The sequence below is a fragment of the Klebsiella sp. RHBSTW-00484 genome (assembly GCF_013705725.1).
Lineage (GTDB): Bacteria > Pseudomonadota > Gammaproteobacteria > Enterobacterales > Enterobacteriaceae > Klebsiella.
Map to the genome: position 1 here is coordinate 2,554,416 of NZ_CP055481.1, position 18,403 is coordinate 2,572,818.

Here is an 18,403-nt window from a genome sequence, read left to right on the forward strand (position 1 = left end):
TACGTTTTACTGCCATCCTTCCTGAGTAGACGTAACCGATTTGAGCTCTTTGTCGTTCCGCGTAACCCCGTATTTACCGCTTCTCCTGCTATTGGCAGGGATCCCCGCCCGCGCGCTGCAGGATAACCAGGCGTTCTCCCGGCCTCCTGATACGTTACCCGATCTCGGTATGGCGCCTCAGGTTGATGATGACGCCAGGCATTTTGCCGAAATGGCGAAAAAATTTGGCGAAGCCAGTATGAGCGATAACGGTCTGACAACCAGCGAACAGGCGCGAGTATTCGCCATCGGCAAGCTGGGGAATGAGGTCAGCCACCAGCTGGAAAACTGGCTCTCGCCGTGGGGCAACGCCAATGTCGATCTGCTGGTCGATAAAGAGGGGCAATTTACCGGTAGTAAAGGAAGCTGGTTTGTCCCGTTACAGGATAACGGCGACTATCTCACCTGGAACCAGTACTCGGTCACGCAGCGGGATAACGGGCTGGTGGGCAATATTGGCCTCGGTCAGCGCTGGCGGATGGGCTCGTGGCTGCTGGGCTATAACTCGTTCTATGACAAAGTCCTGGATGATCGCCTGGCGCGCGGCAGCGTTGGAGCTGAGGCTTGGGGGGAATCGATGCGTCTGTCGGCGAACTACTATCAACCGCTCAGCGGCTGGCAGCAAAGGAGTAGCGTGACCCAGCAGCAGCGTATGGCCAGCGGCTACGATGTGACCGCCCAGGCGCGGCTGCCGTTTTATCAGCATATTAATACCAGCGTCAGCGTGGAGCAGTATTTTGGCGATAACGTTGACCTGTTTCATTCGGGAACCGGTTATCACAATCCGGTGGCGGTGTCGGTGGGGCTGAATTACACCCCCGTTCCGCTGGTGACGGTGACGGCCAAACATAAACAAGGCGAGAGCGGCGTCAGCCAAAACGATGTGGGATTGAAGCTCAACTATCGCTTTGGCGTGCCGTTAAAACAGCAACTGGCGGCCGATGAAGTGGCGGTAAGCCGTTCGCTGCGCGGCAGCCGTTACGATAGCCCGGAACGCGATAATCTGCCGGTGGTTGAATATCGTCAGCGCAAAACCTTGTCAGTGTATCTGGCGACGCCGCCGTGGGATCTTCAGCCGGGGGAAACGGTGCAGCTGAAACTGCAAATTCGCAGCCTGCACGGGATAAAGTCGCTGAGCTGGCAGGGCGATACCCAGGCGCTAAGCCTGACGCCGCCGATAGAGGCAAACGGCCCGGACGGTTGGAGCATCATTATGCCGCGTTGGAACAGTGACGCCGGGGCGAGTAATCGCTGGCATCTTTCGCTGGTTGTGGAGGATAAAACGGGTCAGCGCGTCTCATCCAATGAGATCGCACTGGCGCTGACCGAGCCGCTGGTGAGCTTACCGGCCGAGGGCGTTTCCTGGCAGCATATGCCCTAGAATACGCGCTCCTGATGAACCCAAACCGCCGCTTCCACGCGTGATTTCAGCTTCATTTTCTTCAGCATATGCTTAACATGTACTTTTACGGTGCTTTCGGTGATATCCAGACGGCGGGCGATCATTTTGTTCGGCAGGCCTTGGGCAATCAGCTTGAGAATGTCGCGTTCGCGAGGGGTCAACTGGCTGATGTCGCGATCGGACGTGGCGCGGTTGGCACGCAGGCTTGCTGCCAGCACCGGGGTTAATGCTTCGCTGAGCACCATTTCGCCCGCTGCCGCCTGTTGCAGCGCTTTCAGCAGATCTTCCGGTTCCATATCTTTCAGCAGGTAGCCATCGGCACCGCGTTTCAGGGCGGTAACCACATCTTCTTCATGATTCGACACGCTAAACACCACCACCCGGCCAGAGAGCGATTTTTCGCGCAGCTTGTCGAGGGTTTCAAGGCCGTTCATGCCCGGCATATTGAGATCCAGCAGAATCAAATCTGGATCCAGCGACTCCGCGAGGGCGATACCTTGTTCGCCATTGCTGGCCTCGCCGATGACCTGGATATCCGGGGCCATGCTGACGAGCTGTTTGACGCCGGTGCGCAGCATCGGGTGATCGTCAATGAGAAGGATGGTTGCCCGTTCCTGTTGACTCATAGGGTTCTCCTTATTGGATTGAAAACGATTTTTCAGGGATAAAAGTGACGACCACTTCCGTGCCGCCGGTTTCCCGACGCCGCACCTGGCAGTCTCCGCGCAAGCTCTGGGCGCGATCGCGCATGATAATTAAGCCGTAATGGTTACTGCGCTCCGCGTGGTCCGGCACGCCGCGGCCGTTATCGGCTACCACCAGTCGGACCTGATTATCCCGCAGCGTCACGGTAACGCTGACGTCCGTCGCATTGGCATGCTTCAGGGCGTTGCTCAGCGCTTCGCGGGCGATTTGCAGCAGGTGGATTGCCTGGTGCGAGGGAACAAAACGCGGCGGCAACTGGTAGTCCAGGCGTACCGTAAAGCCGAAATGAGCGCTGTATTCCTGGCAGCTGGCCTCCAGCGCCGGGCGCAGACCGGTTTCGGTTAACTGTAGACGGAAGGTTGTTAGCAGTTCGCGCAGTTGCGCCCATGAGGTATTGAGTTCATTACGAATTTGCCCCAGCAGCTGACGGCTGGCATCCGGCAGGTCTTCGCCCTGCATCTGCAGGCAGCTGACCTGCATTTTCATGCACGAGAGCGACTGGGCAATGGAGTCGTGGAGCTCACGAGCGATAGTGGCGCGCTCTTCCATCACGATAAGCTGCTGCTGGCGCTCCTGATTATGGTCGAGTGCGAGGGTGCCGGTGAGCTGTTCCACAAGAGTATCAACCAGTTGCTGTTGATCGTGGCTTAGATGGCGACCAACGGGCAGAGTGGCCAGCAGAATTCCGTACTGATTATGGGCGTCCGACAGTCGCCATTTCAATGTGGTTCCGGCCTCGGGCAGCGGCGGCAGATCGCGCGGACACAGGTAGCAACCTTTGTCATCGCACTGAATATCAGAGTGGCAGGCGAACTCCTGGTGGTTGTCTTCATCTTCAAGATCATAAACCCGAACTTCAATATCACGCAGCAGAGTTAACCCTTGCAAACCGTTGAGCACCGGCGAGATGCGCTCGCAGAGCGGAGCGTTGGAGTGCAGGCGGCGATTGGCTTGCCACAGGAAGGCGAGAATCTCATTTTTCTGCTCCAGCCCGGCGGTTTTTTCCTGCACCCGGCGTTCGAGCACCGAATAGCTCTCGGCGAGCTCTTCGGACATGTTGTTTAGCGCCATACCGAGCGTCGCCATCTCATCGCGCCCGTTAATCTGGGTACGCTGGGTAAAGTCGCGTTGGCTCACCGCGCGTGCCATATCCAGCAGCTGTTTCCAGGGGCGTAACAAGCGTGCGCGTAGCCAAATAATGGTAAACACCAGCAGCAGCGCCATAATGACCGCCATGATTCTCTGGATCCAGACGACATGTTTTATCCGCTCCTCGGTGGTGTGATCGAAAGCGGTGACAAGCTGGTCGATGCGGTCAACAAAGCCGGCGACATCTGTGGCTACCGTGGCCTGATTTTGTGCCTTACGCATACCGGGTGCGAGCTCCAGTTGCCAGTAATGTTGCAGAGCCTGGAGCTGTTCTTGCTGATCGTCATGGCGAGCGGCGTACTGGAGTTCCGGACTAAAGACGGTGGCGGTCATTTCATCCAGCAGCTTTTGATCGCTTTCGCGTAACGGGATGGCTGCCAGCAGTCGATAGCTCTGCATGCGCAGCGAACCGGCTTTATTAATAGCGTGCGCGCTGCCCTGAACGCCGTGCACCAGGCGAGAGGAGATAGCCATTCCGGCGACACCTATCACTGTGGCCAATAGAACGATTAACACGAGTTGATTAACCAGCGTTAGCGGCGTAAAAAGACGTTTCAACATGAGGTATGTGCTCCTGACCGGCAAATCATCCGGGAGTGGCGCTTATTCTCGGACATCCCCTGGAGTATACCCATACCCCCAAAGGATTACCCCTTAATTGTCAGTCATTGATGATCTGGTGGCAGGGGTAGGGGTAAAGACAGCAGTCGCGTGAAAAACCACACTTTTTTGCGCAGAAATAGCTACTCACTTCGGGTGATGATTTTTTTTTAGCCAAATTAACGCCCACTTTTCCTTTGATTTATATCAACTTACCGCAGGCTGTAACCCATAAGGTAGCCAGGGTTAATACGAATAATCAGAGGTGTCTATGAGTCACTCTTCAATCCCGGAGAAGACTAACAGCTCAGTCATTACCGACTGGCGTCCTGAAGATCCTGAATTTTGGCAGCAGCGCGGTCATCGTGTCGCTAGCCGCAATCTGTGGATCTCCGTTCCATGTCTTTTACTGGCATTCTGCGTCTGGATGTTATTCAGCGCCGTCGCTGTCAACCTGAATAAAGTGGGCTTTCAGTTCACCACTGACCAGCTGTTTATGCTGACCGCACTGCCGGCGCTGTCCGGCGCGCTTTTGCGCGTGCCTTATGCGTTTATGGTTCCGCTGTTTGGCGGGCGTCGCTGGACTGCATTCAGTACCGGGATCATGATCGTACCCTGCGTATGGTTAGGTTTCGCGGTGCAGGACACCTCTACTCCGTTCAGCATTTTCGTGATTATTTCGCTGCTGTGCGGCTTCGCCGGGGCTAACTTTGCTTCCAGTATGGCGAACATCAGCTTCTTCTTCCCGAAACAGAAACAGGGCGGCGCGCTGGGCATCAACGGCGGCCTCGGCAATATGGGCGTCAGCGTGATGCAGCTGGTTGCTCCTCTGGTGGTATCCCTGTCTATTTTCGCCGTCTTTGGCGGAACCGGTAGCGAACAGCCGGACGGTTCGATGCTGTATCTGGAAAATGCGGCGTGGGTTTGGGTACCGTTCCTGATCATCTTCACCCTGGCGGCGTGGTTCTTTATGAACGACCTGTCGGCATCGAAAGCTTCCCTGAGCGAGCAGTTGCCGGTACTTAAGCGCGCGCATCTGTGGATTATGGCGCTGCTGTATCTTGCCACCTTCGGCTCTTTCATCGGCTTCTCAGCGGGCTTCGCCATGCTGTCGAAGACCCAGTTCCCAGATGTGCAGATTCTGCACTACGCGTTCTTTGGGCCGTTTATTGGTGCGCTGGCGCGCTCTACCGGTGGGGCGATCTCTGACCGTCTGGGCGGGACTCGCGTGACCCTGGTGAACTTCGTGGTGATGGCTATCTTCTGCGGCCTGCTGTTCCTGACGCTGCCGACCCACGGCGAGGGGGGGAACTTTATCGCCTTCTTTGCGGTGTTTATGGTGCTGTTCCTGACTGCCGGTCTGGGTAGTGCTTCAACCTTCCAGATGATCTCGCTGATCTTCCGCAAAATGACCATGGAACGCGTGAAGGCGCAGGGCGGCAGCGAAGCGCAGGCAATGCGCGAAGCGGCCACCGATACGGCGGCGGCGCTGGGCTTTATCTCCGCGATTGGCGCTATCGGCGGGTTCTTTATTCCGAAAGCGTTCGGTATCTCGCTGGATCTGACCGGTTCCCCGGCTGGGGCGATGAAGGTCTTCCTGGTGTTCTACATCGCCTGCGTGGTGATTACCTGGGCGGTTTACGGGCGTAAGCAAAAATAATTTTTCTTTCTGGAGAGGGCGCAACAGAGTTGCGCCTTTTTTATAACGAATAAATGCTGCTCGGAAATAATGCTTCCGGCGAGGAATCCCAGCTGGTGGTAGGCCTCCCACTGGGCCTCATCGAAAAATTGATCGCCCGTTGTTTGCTGTGGAAACGTGTCATTTCGTTCGGCGTAGCTGGCAGTGGCAAGATCCATCCCCGGCAATAAATGCGGTTTAATAATGAGTAATTGTCCGGTTTTTTTCGCAAAGCCATTGATCTCTGGATAATGAACGATCGCCTGGAGTAAGGCTGGAGAAGTTGTTTTACTTTTAATGCCGATTGCGAGGTATAGTCGCTGTTAATAGGGGTTTTAAACTCAATATCAATTGCCATATCGATTTTGGCTTTACGTACCAGGTTCTCAAGATCGTCGAATAAAAAATGAGGGTCGGCACCACAATCCGCGACGACAATTGAATCTAACCTGCGTTTCAGCAATGGGTAAACGGCCGTATTTTCAAAATGACCGCCATCCGTCAAATACCATTTCTCATTGCTCAATCCGGGGAAGCGGGCGAACATTTCGGCAAAAAGATATGTTAAATGCGTGTGCGGCCATTTCAATCCAGGTGCACTTTTTTTGTGCTTCGCCTGTCGACTGGGAGAGAGGTTTTTTGACCAAAAACCCAGCCGACCACCAACTAAATAGATCATAAATGCCAGGCCTGGCGATGTCTTTGAACCCATGCCCGTTGAGACCGCTGCGCCGGAAATAGCAAGCCACTGTGATAGCGTGGTGTGATTGAGGTTCTCTGGGGACTCAGGAAACTGGGTACCGGTTTCAACGCCAAATGAACTGACCGTCAGGGCAATGCCTTTTCGGTCAGCATTATAGTTGTCGCTGCGATCGTCGATGGTCTGGTTAATACAGCTGGTGATTAAATGAATCGGACCGCCGTAGTTGTGCGGCGCGTAATTCTCCATTGCCACATCATCGCCCGCCACCGTGGTGGTGATTTTTTCAATTGCATCCATCGCGCCAGGTAACTTGTCATCCAATGGGGCTTGTGGGAAACGCGGTTTGGTCGCTTTATTTTGTTTATGGGGATAGTTTCCTGTTGAAACCCAGGCGCGTTCGATACGCGCCCGATACAGATTATGTAGTGAGCTGAGATTAAGAAACTCAGTAAAGCGAGGCTGTTTACCTAACAGCCACAGAATAAGTAATGCCGTCAGTGCAGTCATCAAAGGTAAATAATTAAACCCGACCAGAGGAACGTTCAAAACCGTTGAAATCTCGATCAGAGCAGCGCAGACCGTTGTCAGACAAAAAAGCATCAGTAGATAGCCTGCGATGTTTCCGGCAAGCATAAGATTAAACGCGATTCGCTTATTACCGGCTGAAATTCGCGAGAGGAGCCAGTTGATAAGCTGGGTTTCTTTTAGCAGGCGAACTGCCGCTATGCTTAACGGACTGGAAATCAACATTATGCTGGTATTTGGGCCATGAAAGAGCGAAAACCACAGTAAAAATCCCGCTCGGTTAAGTCCCCATAAGGCGGCGAGGAGGGTGATAATCAGTAGATCCCAGGTGAGAGCCTGAGTTAAGGCCAGGCGAAATGCCGCTAAGTCTTTTGTCTGCCGAAAGATATGCACCCAGGGAGCCATACAAATAAGCCAGATCAGCAGTGAAAGTCCCCAGGGGACTGGGCTCCAAAAAAGAAAGACCAGGCACAGCAGAATGCTGATGCCCAGCCCAAGGAGAAGCCAGTCCTGGTGTTGACGAAAGTACCAATAGGAAATTGCCAACCAGGCCGCAAGTGCTGCGGGGATCGCCACCAGGAGGGGAAAATGTTTAAGATCTGGAGGAAGCAGAAGTTGTAATTGCAAGGCCAGGCCTGCGCAGATAATGCAGAGTAAGGTGACAAAAAATAGCGAGGCGAAAAATGAGCGGAGAATCTGGCCGAAAGAAAGCGCAATATCTCGTGTTCCCGCAGGAGTGAGATAGCGGCCATTATTGCGTAGCCATCCTAGCAGCAGTGAATTATCTTTTTCTAAACCCGCTTCGACAGCAAGTGGAGAGCACCCTTTCTGATAGCAACGTCCCAGCATTCCCCCCGTATATCCTCCGCCGGAGACCGTTGAGAGATAGTCAAACTTGTGCAGTAGTTTTTTTTTCGCCAGTGCCCTTAGCAACCCGAGGCTGAACGTCGCACTGCGGATTCCGCCACCGGAAAGCGCCAGACCATAAATCCCGGCGCACGGTTTTAATTCTGGCTCGTCACCATGAGGTGCGGCGGTGTCCGATTGGTTCTCTGGCCGGAGTAATTTGCGGCGGAGATTAATAGCCTTTTGTTCATTAGCGGGTAATGCATTGAATTTCAATCGAGTATTTTCATTGCACATGGGGATACCATCGAGGGGGGTTAGCGAGACGGTATTTGTAGTGTAGCCAGCCGGGAATCAATGGTGAGGATATATTTTAACGCTTGGGTAAAAGCGGATACCACCTAATAACTGGTTAAGAGTTCATGAAGAGGTAAATAAAGAAAATTTATTATAAAAACCAATAAAAACAGATAGATAAAAAATAGATAAATATACCACCTTGGTGGTATTTTTTATTTTCTATATAAAGCGTACGGATACCGTGGTTGATCGTTATCAATTCTCTCCCTCTTTCATAGCGTTACCTTCGCTGCAAATCCAGCAATGTCGATTTATCAGAGAGCCGTCAGGCTCCACACAGGAGAGACCCGATGAGTAAATTCCTGGACCGGTTTCGCTACTTCAAACAGAAGGGCGAAACCTTTGCCGATGGGCACGGCCAGCTTCTTAACACCAACCGGGATTGGGAGGATGGATACCGCCAACGTTGGCAGCACGATAAAGTTGTGCGCTCCACTCACGGTGTAAACTGCACCGGCTCATGCAGCTGGAAGATTTATGTCAAAAATGGCCTCGTCACCTGGGAAACCCAGCAGACCGACTATCCGCGTACACGCCCGGACCTGCCAAACCACGAACCACGCGGCTGCCCGCGCGGGGCGAGCTATTCCTGGTATCTCTATAGCGCCAACCGTCTGAAATATCCGCTGATGCGCAAACGCCTGATGAAAATGTGGCGTGAAGCGAAAAAACTGCACAGCGATCCGGTTGATGCCTGGGCATCGATTATTGAAGATGCCGATAAAGCCAAAAGCTTCAAACAAGCGCGTGGCCGCGGTGGTTTCGTACGTTCCTCCTGGCAGGAAGTGAATGAGCTGATTGCTGCCTCTAACGTCTATACCGTCAAAACCTACGGCCCTGACCGTGTCGCTGGCTTCTCGCCAATTCCGGCAATGTCGATGGTTTCTTACGCCTCCGGCGCACGTTATCTGTCGCTGATTGGCGGCACCTGTCTGAGCTTCTACGACTGGTATTGTGACTTACCGCCTGCGTCGCCGCAGACCTGGGGTGAACAGACCGATGTTCCGGAATCTGCGGACTGGTACAACTCCAGCTACATCATCGCCTGGGGCTCTAACGTTCCACAAACCCGTACGCCAGATGCGCACTTCTTTACTGAAGTTCGTTATAAAGGCACCAAAACCGTTGCTATCACTCCGGACTACGCCGAAATCGCCAAACTGTGCGACCTGTGGCTGGCACCGAAACAGGGTACCGATGCGGCGATGGCGCTGGCAATGGGTCACGTGATGCTGCGTGAATTCCACCTCGATAAACCAAGCCAGTACTTCACCGACTACGTGCGTCGCTACACCGACTTCCCGATGCTGGTGATGCTCGAAGAGCGCGAAGGTTATTATGCTGCGGGCCGTATGCTGCGTGCTGCTGACCTGGTTGACTCTCTGGGTCAGGAAAATAATCCGGAATGGAAAACCGTCGCGGTTAATACCGATGGCGATATGGTGGCACCGAACGGTTCTATCGGTTTCCGTTGGGGCGAAAAAGGTAAATGGAACCTTGAGCAACGCGACGGTAAATCCGGTGATGAAACCGAACTGCAGTTGAGCCTGCTGGGTAGCCAGGATGAGATTGCTCAGGTTGGTTTCCCGTACTTTGGCGGCGAAGGCACCGAGCACTTCACAAGCGTCGAGCTGGAAAATATCCTGCTGCACAAACTGCCGGTGAAACGTCTGCAACTTGCCGACGGTACCACCGCGCTGGTGACCACCGTTTATGACCTGACCATGGCCAACTACGGTCTGGAACGCGGTCTGAACGATGAAAACTGTGCAACCAGCTACGAAGATATTAAAGCCTACACTCCGGCCTGGGCTGAGAAAATCACCGGCGTGCCGCGCGCGCAGATCATCCGCACCGCGCGTGAATTTGCCGACAACGCAGATAAAACGCACGGTCGTTCGATGATTATCGTTGGCGCTGGCCTGAACCACTGGTATCACCTCGATATGAACTATCGTGGCCTGATCAATATGCTGGTGTTCTGCGGCTGTGTGGGTCAGAGCGGCGGCGGTTGGGCGCACTATGTGGGCCAGGAAAAACTGCGTCCGCAGACCGGCTGGCAGCCGCTGGCGTTTGCCCTTGACTGGCAGCGTCCGGCGCGTCACATGAACAGTACGTCCTACTTCTATAACCACTCCAGCCAATGGCGTTATGAGTCGGTTACCGCGCAGGAGTTGCTGTCACCGCTGGCGGATAAATCCCGCTACAGCGGTCACCTGCTGGACTTCAACGTTCGTGCAGAACGCATGGGCTGGTTGCCGTCTGCACCGCAGTTAGGCACCAACCCACTGCGTATTGCTGATGACGCGAAGAAAGCCGGGATGGATCCGGTTGATTACACCGTTAAGGCGCTGAAAGAAGGTTCTATTCGTTTTGCGGCTGAACAGCCGGAAAACGGCAAAAACCACCCGCGTAACCTGTTCATCTGGCGTTCTAACCTGCTGGGCTCTTCCGGTAAAGGCCATGAATACATGCTGAAATATCTGCTGGGTACCGAACACGGTATTCAGGGGATGGATCTCGGCAAGCAGGGCGGTCTGAAGCCAGAAGAAGTGGAATGGCAGGATAACGGTCTCGACGGTAAATTGGATCTGGTGGTCACGCTGGACTTCCGTCTGTCGAGCACCTGTCTGTATTCCGATATCGTGCTGCCAACGGCAACCTGGTATGAAAAAGACGACATGAATACCTCGGATATGCATCCGTTTATTCACCCGCTGTCTGCTGCTGTTGACCCAGCATGGGAATCGAAAAGCGACTGGGAAATCTACAAAGGCATCGCGAAGAAATTCTCTGAAGTCTGCGTGGGCCACCTTGGTCAGGAAACGGATATTGTTACGCTGCCAATCCAGCATGACTCTGCGGCCGAACTGGCACAGCCGTTAGACGTGAAGGATTGGAAAAAAGGCGAATGTGACCTGATCCCAGGTAAAACCGCACCGCACATTATTCCGGTTCAACGTGATTACCCGGCAACCTATGAACGCTTTACCTCCATCGGACCATTGATGGAAAAAATCGGTAACGGTGGTAAAGGGATTGCCTGGAACACCCAGAGCGAAATGGACCTGCTGCGTAAGCTCAACTACACCAAAGCAGAAGGCCCGGCGAAAGGCCAGCCGATGCTGGATACCGCGATTGATGCAGCCGAAATGATCCTCACCCTGGCGCCGGAAACCAACGGTCAGGTGGCGGTGAAAGCCTGGGCGGCGCTCAGCGAGTTTACCGGTCGCGACCACACGCACCTGGCGCTCAATAAAGAAGACGAGAAAATTCGCTTCCGTGATATTCAGGCGCAGCCGCGCAAGATTATCTCAAGCCCGACCTGGTCAGGCCTGGAAGATGAACACGTCTCCTACAACGCCGGTTATACCAACGTTCATGAGCTGATCCCATGGCGTACGCTGTCTGGTCGTCAGTCCTTGTATCAGGACCACCAGTGGATGCGTGATTTTGGTGAAAGCCTGCTGGTCTACCGTCCGCCGATCGATACCCGTTCGGTGAAAGATGTGATGGGCAAGAAATCAAACGGCAACCCAGAGAAGGCGCTGAACTTCCTGACGCCGCACCAGAAATGGGGTATTCACTCAACCTACAGCGACAACCTGCTGATGCTGACCTTAGGTCGTGGTGGTCCGGTGGTGTGGATGAGCGAAGAAGATGCCAAAGACATCGGTATTGAAGATAACGACTGGATTGAAGTCTTCAACAACAACGGTGCGCTGACCGCCCGTGCGGTTGTGAGCCAGCGTGTACCAGCCGGGATGACCATGATGTACCACGCGCAGGAACGTATTGTTAACCTGCCGGGTTCAGAAATTACCGGTCAACGCGGCGGTATCCATAACTCGGTGACCCGCATCACGCCAAAACCGACCCATATGATCGGCGGCTATGCGCAGTTGGCCTACAGCTTTAACTACTACGGTACCGTAGGCTCGAACCGTGATGAGTTTGTCGTGGTACGTAAGATGAAGAACATTGACTGGTTGGACGGCGAAGGCAATGACCAAGTACAGGAGAGCGTAAAATGAAAATTCGTTCACAAGTCGGCATGGTGCTGAATCTCGATAAATGCATCGGTTGCCACACCTGCTCGGTCACCTGTAAAAACGTCTGGACCAGCCGTGAAGGCACCGAGTACGCATGGTTCAACAACGTTGAAACCAAGCCGGGTACCGGTTTCCCGACCGACTGGGAAAACCAGGAAAAATACAAAGGCGGTTGGATCCGTAAAATCAACGGCAAGCTGGTGCCGCGCATGGGTAACAAAGCGCTGCTGCTAGGTAAAATCTTCGCTAACCCGCATCTGCCGGGTCTGGATGATTATTACGAGCCGTTTGATTTCGACTACCAGACGCTGCACAACGCACCGGCTGATAGCAAAGCCCAGCCGATTGCCCGTCCACGCTCGCTAATTACCGGCAAGCGTATGGACAAAATCACTAAGGGCCCGAACTGGGAGGATGACCTGGGCGGCGAGTTCGAGAAGCTGTCGAAAGACAAAAACTTCGAGAACATGCAGAAGGCGATGTACGGCCAGTTCGAGAACACTTTCATGATGTACCTGCCGCGCCTTTGCGAACACTGTCTGAACCCGGCATGCGTCGCAACGTGCCCGAGCGGTGCCATCTATAAGCGTGAAGAAGACGGTATTGTGCTGATCGATCAGGACAAATGTCGTGGCTGGCGTATGTGCATTACCGGTTGCCCGTACAAAAAAATCTACTTCAACTGGAAAAGCGGCAAGTCTGAAAAATGCATCTTCTGCTATCCGCGTATTGAAGCGGGTCAGCCGACCGTGTGTTCCGAGACCTGCGTAGGTCGTATCCGTTACCTCGGCGTGCTGCTGTATGACGCAGATGCGATTGAAACCGCAGCAAGCACTGAGAACGAGAAAGATCTGTATCAGCGCCAGCTGGACGTGTTCCTCGATCCAAACGATCCGCAAGTGATTGAGCAGGCGCAGAAAGACGGTATTCCGTTGAGCGTGATTGATGCAGCCCAGAAATCGCCGGTCTACAAAATGGCGATGGACTGGAAGCTGGCACTGCCGCTGCACCCGGAATACCGTACGCTGCCAATGGTCTGGTACGTGCCGCCGCTGTCTCCAATTCAGTCCGCAGCCGATGCGGGTGAACTGGGCAGCAACGGTATCCTGCCTGACGTTGAAAGCCTGCGTATCCCGGTTCAGTACCTGGCGAACCTGCTGACCGCGGGTGACACTCAGCCGGTACTGTTGGCGCTGAAACGTATGCTGGCAATGCGTCACTTCAAACGCACCGAGACCGTTGACGGTGTGATTGATACCCGTGCGCTGGAAGAAGTTGGTCTGACTGAAGCGCAGGCACAGGAAATGTATCGCTATCTGGCGATTGCCAACTACGAAGATCGTTTCGTGGTGCCAAGCAGCCACCGCGAACAGGCTCGTGATGCTTTCCCGGAGAAAAACGGTTGTGGCTTTAGCTTCGGTGATGGCTGCCACGGTTCTGACACCAAGTTTAATTTGTTCAACAGCCGCCGTATTGATTCTGTGGATGTGAGCAGCAAAACGGAGCCACACGCATGATTGAACTCGTGATTGTGTCACGTCTGCTCGAGTACCCGGATGCTGCCTTATGGCAGCACCAGGACGAACTCTTCGACGTTCTGGCCTCATCAGAGAAACTGGATAAAGGGGATGCCCAGATGCTGGGCATGTTCCTGCGTGAGTTAACCGCGCAGGATCCGCTGGATGCGCAGGCCGCTTACAGCGAACTGTTTGACCGTGGCCGCGCCACCTCGTTGCTGCTGTTCGAACACGTTCACGGCGAGTCTCGTGACCGTGGTCAGGCGATGGTGGATCTGCTGAATCAGTATGAGCAGCACGGTCTGGTGCTTGATAGCCGCGAGCTGCCGGATCACCTGCCGCTGTATCTGGAATATCTGGCGCAGCTGCCGGAGAGCGAAGCGATTGGCGGTTTACAGGATATCGCACCGATTCTGGCGCTGCTGTGCGCCCGTCTTCAGCAGCGTGAAAGCCGTTATGCGGTGCTGTTCGAACAGTTGTTGAAACTGGCGAACAGTGCGGTCGATGAAGCGAAAGTGGCGGAAAAAATTGCGGATGAAGCCCGTGATGATACGCCACAAGCGCTTGATGCGGTCTGGGAAGAAGAGCAGGTCAAATTCTTTGCTGACCAGGGCTGCGGTGAGTCGGAAATTTCGAATCACCAGCGTCGTTTTGCCGGAGCCGTTGCCCCGCAATATTTGAATATCTCTAACGGAGGACAGCAATAATGCACTTCCTGAATATGTTCTTCTTCGACATCTATCCGTATATCGCGGGTGCGGTCTTCCTGATTGGCAGCTGGTTGCGCTACGACTATGGCCAGTACACCTGGCGCGCGGCGTCCAGCCAGATGCTGGATCGTAAGGGGATGAACCTGGCGTCTAACCTGTTCCACATCGGGATTCTGGGGATTTTTGCCGGTCACTTCCTCGGTATGCTCACGCCACATTGGATGTATGAATCGTGGCTGCCGCTGGACGTGAAACAGAAGATGGCGATGTTTGCGGGCGGCGCGTCCGGCGTGATGTGTCTGGTAGGCGGGGTGTTGCTGCTCAAACGCCGTCTGTTCAGCCCACGCGTGCGTGCGACCACCACCAGTGCCGATATTCTGGTGCTGTCGATTCTGGTTATCCAGTGTACGCTGGGTCTGCTGACCATTCCGTTCTCCGCCCAGCATATGGACGGGAGTGAGATGATGAAACTGGTGAACTGGGCGCAGTCCGTGGTGACTTTCCACGGCGGTGCTTCTCAATACCTGGATGGTGTGGCGTTTATTTTCCGTATGCACCTGGTGTTGGGGATGACATTGTTCCTGCTGTTCCCGTTCTCGCGTCTGGTACACATCTGGAGCGTGCCGGTGGAGTACCTGACCCGTAAGTACCAGATTGTCCGCGCTCGTCACTAAGACAGCGCTTTAACGTACTAAACCCTGCTTCGGCGGGGTTTTTTTATATCTGAGTATTGGGATTTTCCCGGCCAAGCGCAGCGCCGCCGGGACACATATGGCAGAAATATAGAATCAGCTCTGGAGAATTATAAGAGATAACAAAGAAGTTTTTGATTGTTTGATTTGAGAAGGTGCTATCAGGAAGTGATGGTGGTGGGGGAAGGATGACTCGTCGCGATGCTCCTCGCCCTTCGGGTCGTTGCCTGTGACAACGTTGTCTCGCTTTCGCTCGACTCGAACCTTGGTCGAAGCTTCTCATCCTTCCCCGTATGGGCAGAATATAGAATTTCAGTGTTTGGATTTGAGAAGGTGCTATCAGGAAGTGATGGTGGTGGGGGAAGGATGACTCGTCGCGATGCTCCTCGCCCTTCGGGTCGTTGCCTGCGGCAACGCTTTCTCGCTACGCTCGAATCGAACCTTGGTCGAAGCTTCTCATCCTTCCCCGTATGGGCAGAATATAGAATTTCAGTGTTTGGATTTGGGAAGGTGTTATCAGGAAGTGATGGTGGTGGGGGAAGGATTCGAACCTTCGAAGTCGATGACGGCAGATTTACAGTCTGCTCCCTTTGGCCGCTCGGGAACCCCACCAGGGGTAATTCAAATTGTAGAGGTAAAGCTTTGAGATGGTGGTGGGGGAAGGATTATTCGTCGCTTCGCTCCTCACCCTTCGGGCCGTTGCCTGTGACAACGTTGTCTCGCTTTCGCTCGACTCGAACCTTGGTCGAAGGTTCTTACCCTTCCCAGCGAGTGCAAACTTCAGCATGGCTCGTTGGGGTAACTACATCGCTGTAGTGAATAATGGTGGTGGGGGAAGGATTCGAACCTTCGAAGTCGATGACGGCAGATTTACAGTCTGCTCCCTTTGGCCGCTCGGGAACCCCACCACGGGGTAATGCATAATACTGGCCTGCTTCCTTCTCGGGAAGCGGGGCGCATCATATCAAATGACGCGCCGCTGTAAAGTATTCCTTTGATAAAAACAAACTGGTTGCCTGATTTTTACACGTAAAGCCGCAAAGCTAACCAGCTAATTTCATTATCGATTAAAGAATAATCGTCCGGTTGCCGTAAACGAATACCCGCTGCGCCAAAACCTGATATAAAGCACGGCTCAGCACATTTTTCTCGACGTCACGACCTGCACGCATCATATCTTCCGCGGTGTAGGTGTGATCCACGTGAATCACGTCCTGCATAATGATTGGACCTTCATCGAGATTATCGTTCACGTAGTGTGCGGTCGCGCCAATAATCTTCACGCCGCGATCGTATGCCTGATGGTAAGGGCGTGCGCCAATAAACGCCGGCAGGAACGAGTGGTGGATATTAATGATTTTATTTGGAAAGCGAGAGACGAATTCCGGGGTCAGCACGCGCATATATTTTGCCAGTACGACGTAATCTGGCTCAAGAGCGGCAATGGCATCGCCCATTTGCTTATCGTGCTCTTCGCGGGTTAAACCTTCATGGCTTACCAACTGGAAGGGGATATTAAATCGTTCAACCAAAGTGCGCAGCGTTTCATGGTTGCCGATAACGGCGGCAATTTCTACGTCCAGCCCGCCATAGTTGGCTTTCATCAGCAGATCGCCCAGGCAGTGCGCCTCTTTGGTCACCAAAATCACGACACGGCGACGGCCTGCTGGGTTTAACTCACGAATAGAACCTTCTGGCAGAGCGCTGTCGAGGTCTGCCAGTAGAATGGAATCATTGAAAATACCTTCAAGCTCGGTACGCATAAAGAAACGACCGGTCCGATGATCAACGAATTCGTTGTTTTGCACGATGTTCAGTTCGTGCTTGTAGCAGATATTAGTGATACGCGCGATGAGGCCTTTCTGATCAGGGCAAATAGTGCGTAGTACTTTACGTTGTAGTGAATGCATCGCGGGGAAAATCCTGTAGTGTTTGCTATTTCTGCTGCTGGCTTATTGGCCGCAACATTTTTTAAATTTTTTACCTGAACCGCAAGGGCAGGGGTCATTTCGACCAATGAGCGGTCGTGTGCCGTCAATATAGTACCACTGTCCGTTTTCTTTTAAGAATCTGGATCGTTCAATAATAGCCCCGGAGCGGTTATCGTCAGTAAAACGAGCGATAAAGCTGACGAAGCCTTCATCAGGACTGCGGCCAGTATCGGTGGCAAAGAGGGTTAAACCTTGCCATTGGGTTCGGGTAAATCCGTTCTCCAGGTCTGCGCGAAACTGTTGCGCCTGACAGGAGGGGTGCCATGTTTTGATCAGATAGTCGGCATCTTTCATGACAAATGCGCTGTAGCGGGATCGCATCAGCTGTGACGGATCCGGCGCAAGCTGTGTGCCAGCCAGATAACGCTGACAACATGAGCTATACTCCAGAGCGCTGCCACAGGGGCATAATTGCGACAAAACGGCCTCCATGGAAAAGAGAAAAACAGCGTTGTTACGCTAAAGTGCTTATGTTAACTGAGCGGTGGCGATGATGCCATGCCCGGAGTGGAAGGATATGTTTCGGTAATAATGAGAAAGCTTAAAGTTGGTCTGGCATTAGGGGCAGGAGCCGCACGAGGGTGGTCGCACATTGGTGTGATCAACGCTTTACAGCGTGCAGGTATAGACGTTGATGTCATCGCGGGATGTTCTATTGGGTCGCTGGTAGGCGCAGCCTACGCTTGCAACCGACTTCCTGCACTGGAGAAATGGGTATGCTCCTTTAGTAATTGGGACGTTCTGAAGTTAATGGATCTCTCCTGGCAACGCGGCGGATTGCTGCGCGGCGAGCGTGTGTTCAGTCAGTATCGGCAGCTTATGCCCACTACTGAAATTGAATGCTGCGAACGTCGATTTGCGGCCGTCACCACCAATTTAAGCACTGGTCGTGAATTGTGGTTTACTGAGGGGGATCTACATCTTGCGGTACGCGCCTCTTGCAGTATGCCTGGCCTGATGTCGCCAGTGATGCATAATGGTTACTGGCTGGTGGATGGCGCGGTTGTCAATCCCGTGCCGGTGTCACTGGCTCGCGCAATGGGCGCAGATATTGTGATTGCCGTTGATTTGCAGCACGATGCGCATCTGATGCAGCAAGATTTGTTATCCATGGAGGCGCGACGTCCGGAAGAGGAGGAAGACTTCTCCTGGCATTCTCGTATACGCTCTCGGTTGACGCGCATGACTTCGCGGCGGGCGACGGTGACGCCAACGGCTATGGAGATCATGTCCACTTCTATTCAGGTGCTGGAAAATCGCCTTAAGCGAAATCGCATGGCGGGCGATCCGCCGGATATTCTGATACAACCCTTTTGCCCGCAAATCTCCACTCTTGATTTTCATCGAGCCGGTGAAGCTATAGCAGCTGGTCATCTGGCGGTTGAAAAGAAAATGGATGAACTATTACCTTTGGTGCGTACCCCCGCGTAGCGC

12 protein-coding genes, 2 tRNA genes and 3 other RNA genes are annotated in these 18,403 nt (G+C 53.6%); 7 read left to right on the forward strand and 10 right to left on the reverse strand.

Features of this window, described 5'->3' with window-relative positions; all coding sequences use genetic code 11:
* The first annotated feature begins 40 nt into the window (after positions 1–40).
* Positions 41–1,420, forward strand: a complete 1,380-nt coding sequence (locus HV213_RS12150; protein ID WP_181485870.1) for a YchO/YchP family invasin — start codon at positions 41–43, stop codon at positions 1,418–1,420.
* On the opposite strand, the gene narL is transcribed toward HV213_RS12150, so the two are convergent.
* Together narL and narX are read right to left on the reverse strand one after the other, a co-directional pair.
* Complete coding sequence (gene narL / locus HV213_RS12155; protein WP_110274181.1) at positions 1,417–2,067, reverse strand: two-component system response regulator NarL; 651 nt, start codon at positions 2,065–2,067, stop codon at positions 1,417–1,419. The genes HV213_RS12150 and narL overlap by 4 nt on opposite strands.
* A gap of 10 nt (positions 2,068–2,077) precedes the next feature.
* Positions 2,078–3,856 carry a nitrate/nitrite two-component system sensor histidine kinase NarX gene (gene narX / locus HV213_RS12160; RefSeq protein ID WP_181485871.1) on the reverse strand — a complete coding sequence of 593 codons (1,779 nt, stop codon included), beginning with the start codon at positions 3,854–3,856 and terminating at the stop codon, positions 2,078–2,080.
* 310 nt (positions 3,857–4,166) lie between these two features.
* Here narX and HV213_RS12165 point away from each other — a divergent pair, with 310 nt between their 5' ends.
* Positions 4,167–5,555, forward strand: coding sequence for a NarK family nitrate/nitrite MFS transporter (locus tag HV213_RS12165; RefSeq protein ID WP_110274179.1), 1,389 nt, complete (start codon positions 4,167–4,169; stop codon positions 5,553–5,555).
* A 40-nt stretch (positions 5,556–5,595) separates the two neighbouring features.
* Here the strand turns inward: HV213_RS12165 and HV213_RS33155 are convergent, their stop codons facing one another.
* Positions 5,596–7,944, reverse strand: coding sequence for a patatin-like phospholipase family protein (locus HV213_RS33155; protein ID WP_197975059.1), 2,349 nt, complete (start codon positions 7,942–7,944; stop codon positions 5,596–5,598).
* 353 nt (positions 7,945–8,297) lie between these two features.
* Between HV213_RS33155 and HV213_RS12175 the strand changes: the two genes are divergently transcribed.
* Genes HV213_RS12175 through narI form a run of 4 tightly spaced genes read left to right on the forward strand, consistent with a single transcriptional unit; the run spans position 8,298 to position 14,960 of the window.
* Complete coding sequence (locus HV213_RS12175) at positions 8,298–12,041, forward strand: nitrate reductase subunit alpha (protein ID WP_181485872.1); 3,744 nt, start codon at positions 8,298–8,300, stop codon at positions 12,039–12,041.
* Positions 12,038–13,576 carry a nitrate reductase subunit beta gene (narH, locus tag HV213_RS12180; protein WP_181485873.1) on the forward strand — a complete coding sequence of 513 codons (1,539 nt, stop codon included), beginning with the start codon at positions 12,038–12,040 and terminating at the stop codon, positions 13,574–13,576. The genes HV213_RS12175 and narH overlap by 4 nt, the downstream gene beginning before the upstream one ends.
* A complete protein-coding gene (gene narJ, locus HV213_RS12185) occupies positions 13,573–14,283 on the forward strand; it encodes a nitrate reductase molybdenum cofactor assembly chaperone (protein WP_062778773.1) in 711 nt (236 codons plus the stop codon). Before narH ends, narJ begins: the two co-directional genes overlap by 4 nt.
* Positions 14,283–14,960: a respiratory nitrate reductase subunit gamma gene (narI, locus tag HV213_RS12190; protein WP_181485874.1), complete on the forward strand. Its 678-nt coding sequence runs from the start codon at positions 14,283–14,285 to the stop codon at positions 14,958–14,960. The genes narJ and narI overlap by 1 nt, the downstream gene beginning before the upstream one ends.
* A gap of 190 nt (positions 14,961–15,150) precedes the next feature.
* Here narI and HV213_RS12195 read toward each other — a convergent pair.
* From HV213_RS12195 to HV213_RS12225, 7 genes are all read right to left on the reverse strand, one after another.
* Positions 15,151–15,282, reverse strand: a non-coding RNA gene (locus tag HV213_RS12195) — RtT sRNA.
* A 46-nt stretch (positions 15,283–15,328) separates the two neighbouring features.
* Positions 15,329–15,459: non-coding RNA, RtT sRNA (locus HV213_RS12200), on the reverse strand.
* A 46-nt stretch (positions 15,460–15,505) separates the two neighbouring features.
* A tRNA-Tyr gene (locus HV213_RS12205) sits at positions 15,506–15,590 on the reverse strand.
* 36 nt (positions 15,591–15,626) lie between these two features.
* Positions 15,627–15,758, reverse strand: a non-coding RNA gene (locus HV213_RS12210) — RtT sRNA.
* A gap of 43 nt (positions 15,759–15,801) precedes the next feature.
* A tRNA-Tyr gene (locus HV213_RS12215) sits at positions 15,802–15,886 on the reverse strand.
* Between the two features lie 159 nt (positions 15,887–16,045).
* Entirely contained in the window at positions 16,046–16,888 is an 843-nt protein-coding gene (gene purU / locus HV213_RS12220) for a formyltetrahydrofolate deformylase (protein WP_181485875.1), read from the reverse strand.
* A gap of 42 nt (positions 16,889–16,930) precedes the next feature.
* Complete coding sequence (locus HV213_RS12225; protein ID WP_112213391.1) at positions 16,931–17,389, reverse strand: YchJ family protein; 459 nt, start codon at positions 17,387–17,389, stop codon at positions 16,931–16,933.
* Between the two features lie 111 nt (positions 17,390–17,500).
* Here HV213_RS12225 and rssA point away from each other — a divergent pair, with 111 nt between their 5' ends.
* A complete protein-coding gene (gene rssA, locus HV213_RS12230) occupies positions 17,501–18,400 on the forward strand; it encodes a patatin-like phospholipase RssA (protein WP_181485876.1) in 900 nt (299 codons plus the stop codon).
* Positions 18,401–18,403: the final 3 nt, after the last annotated feature.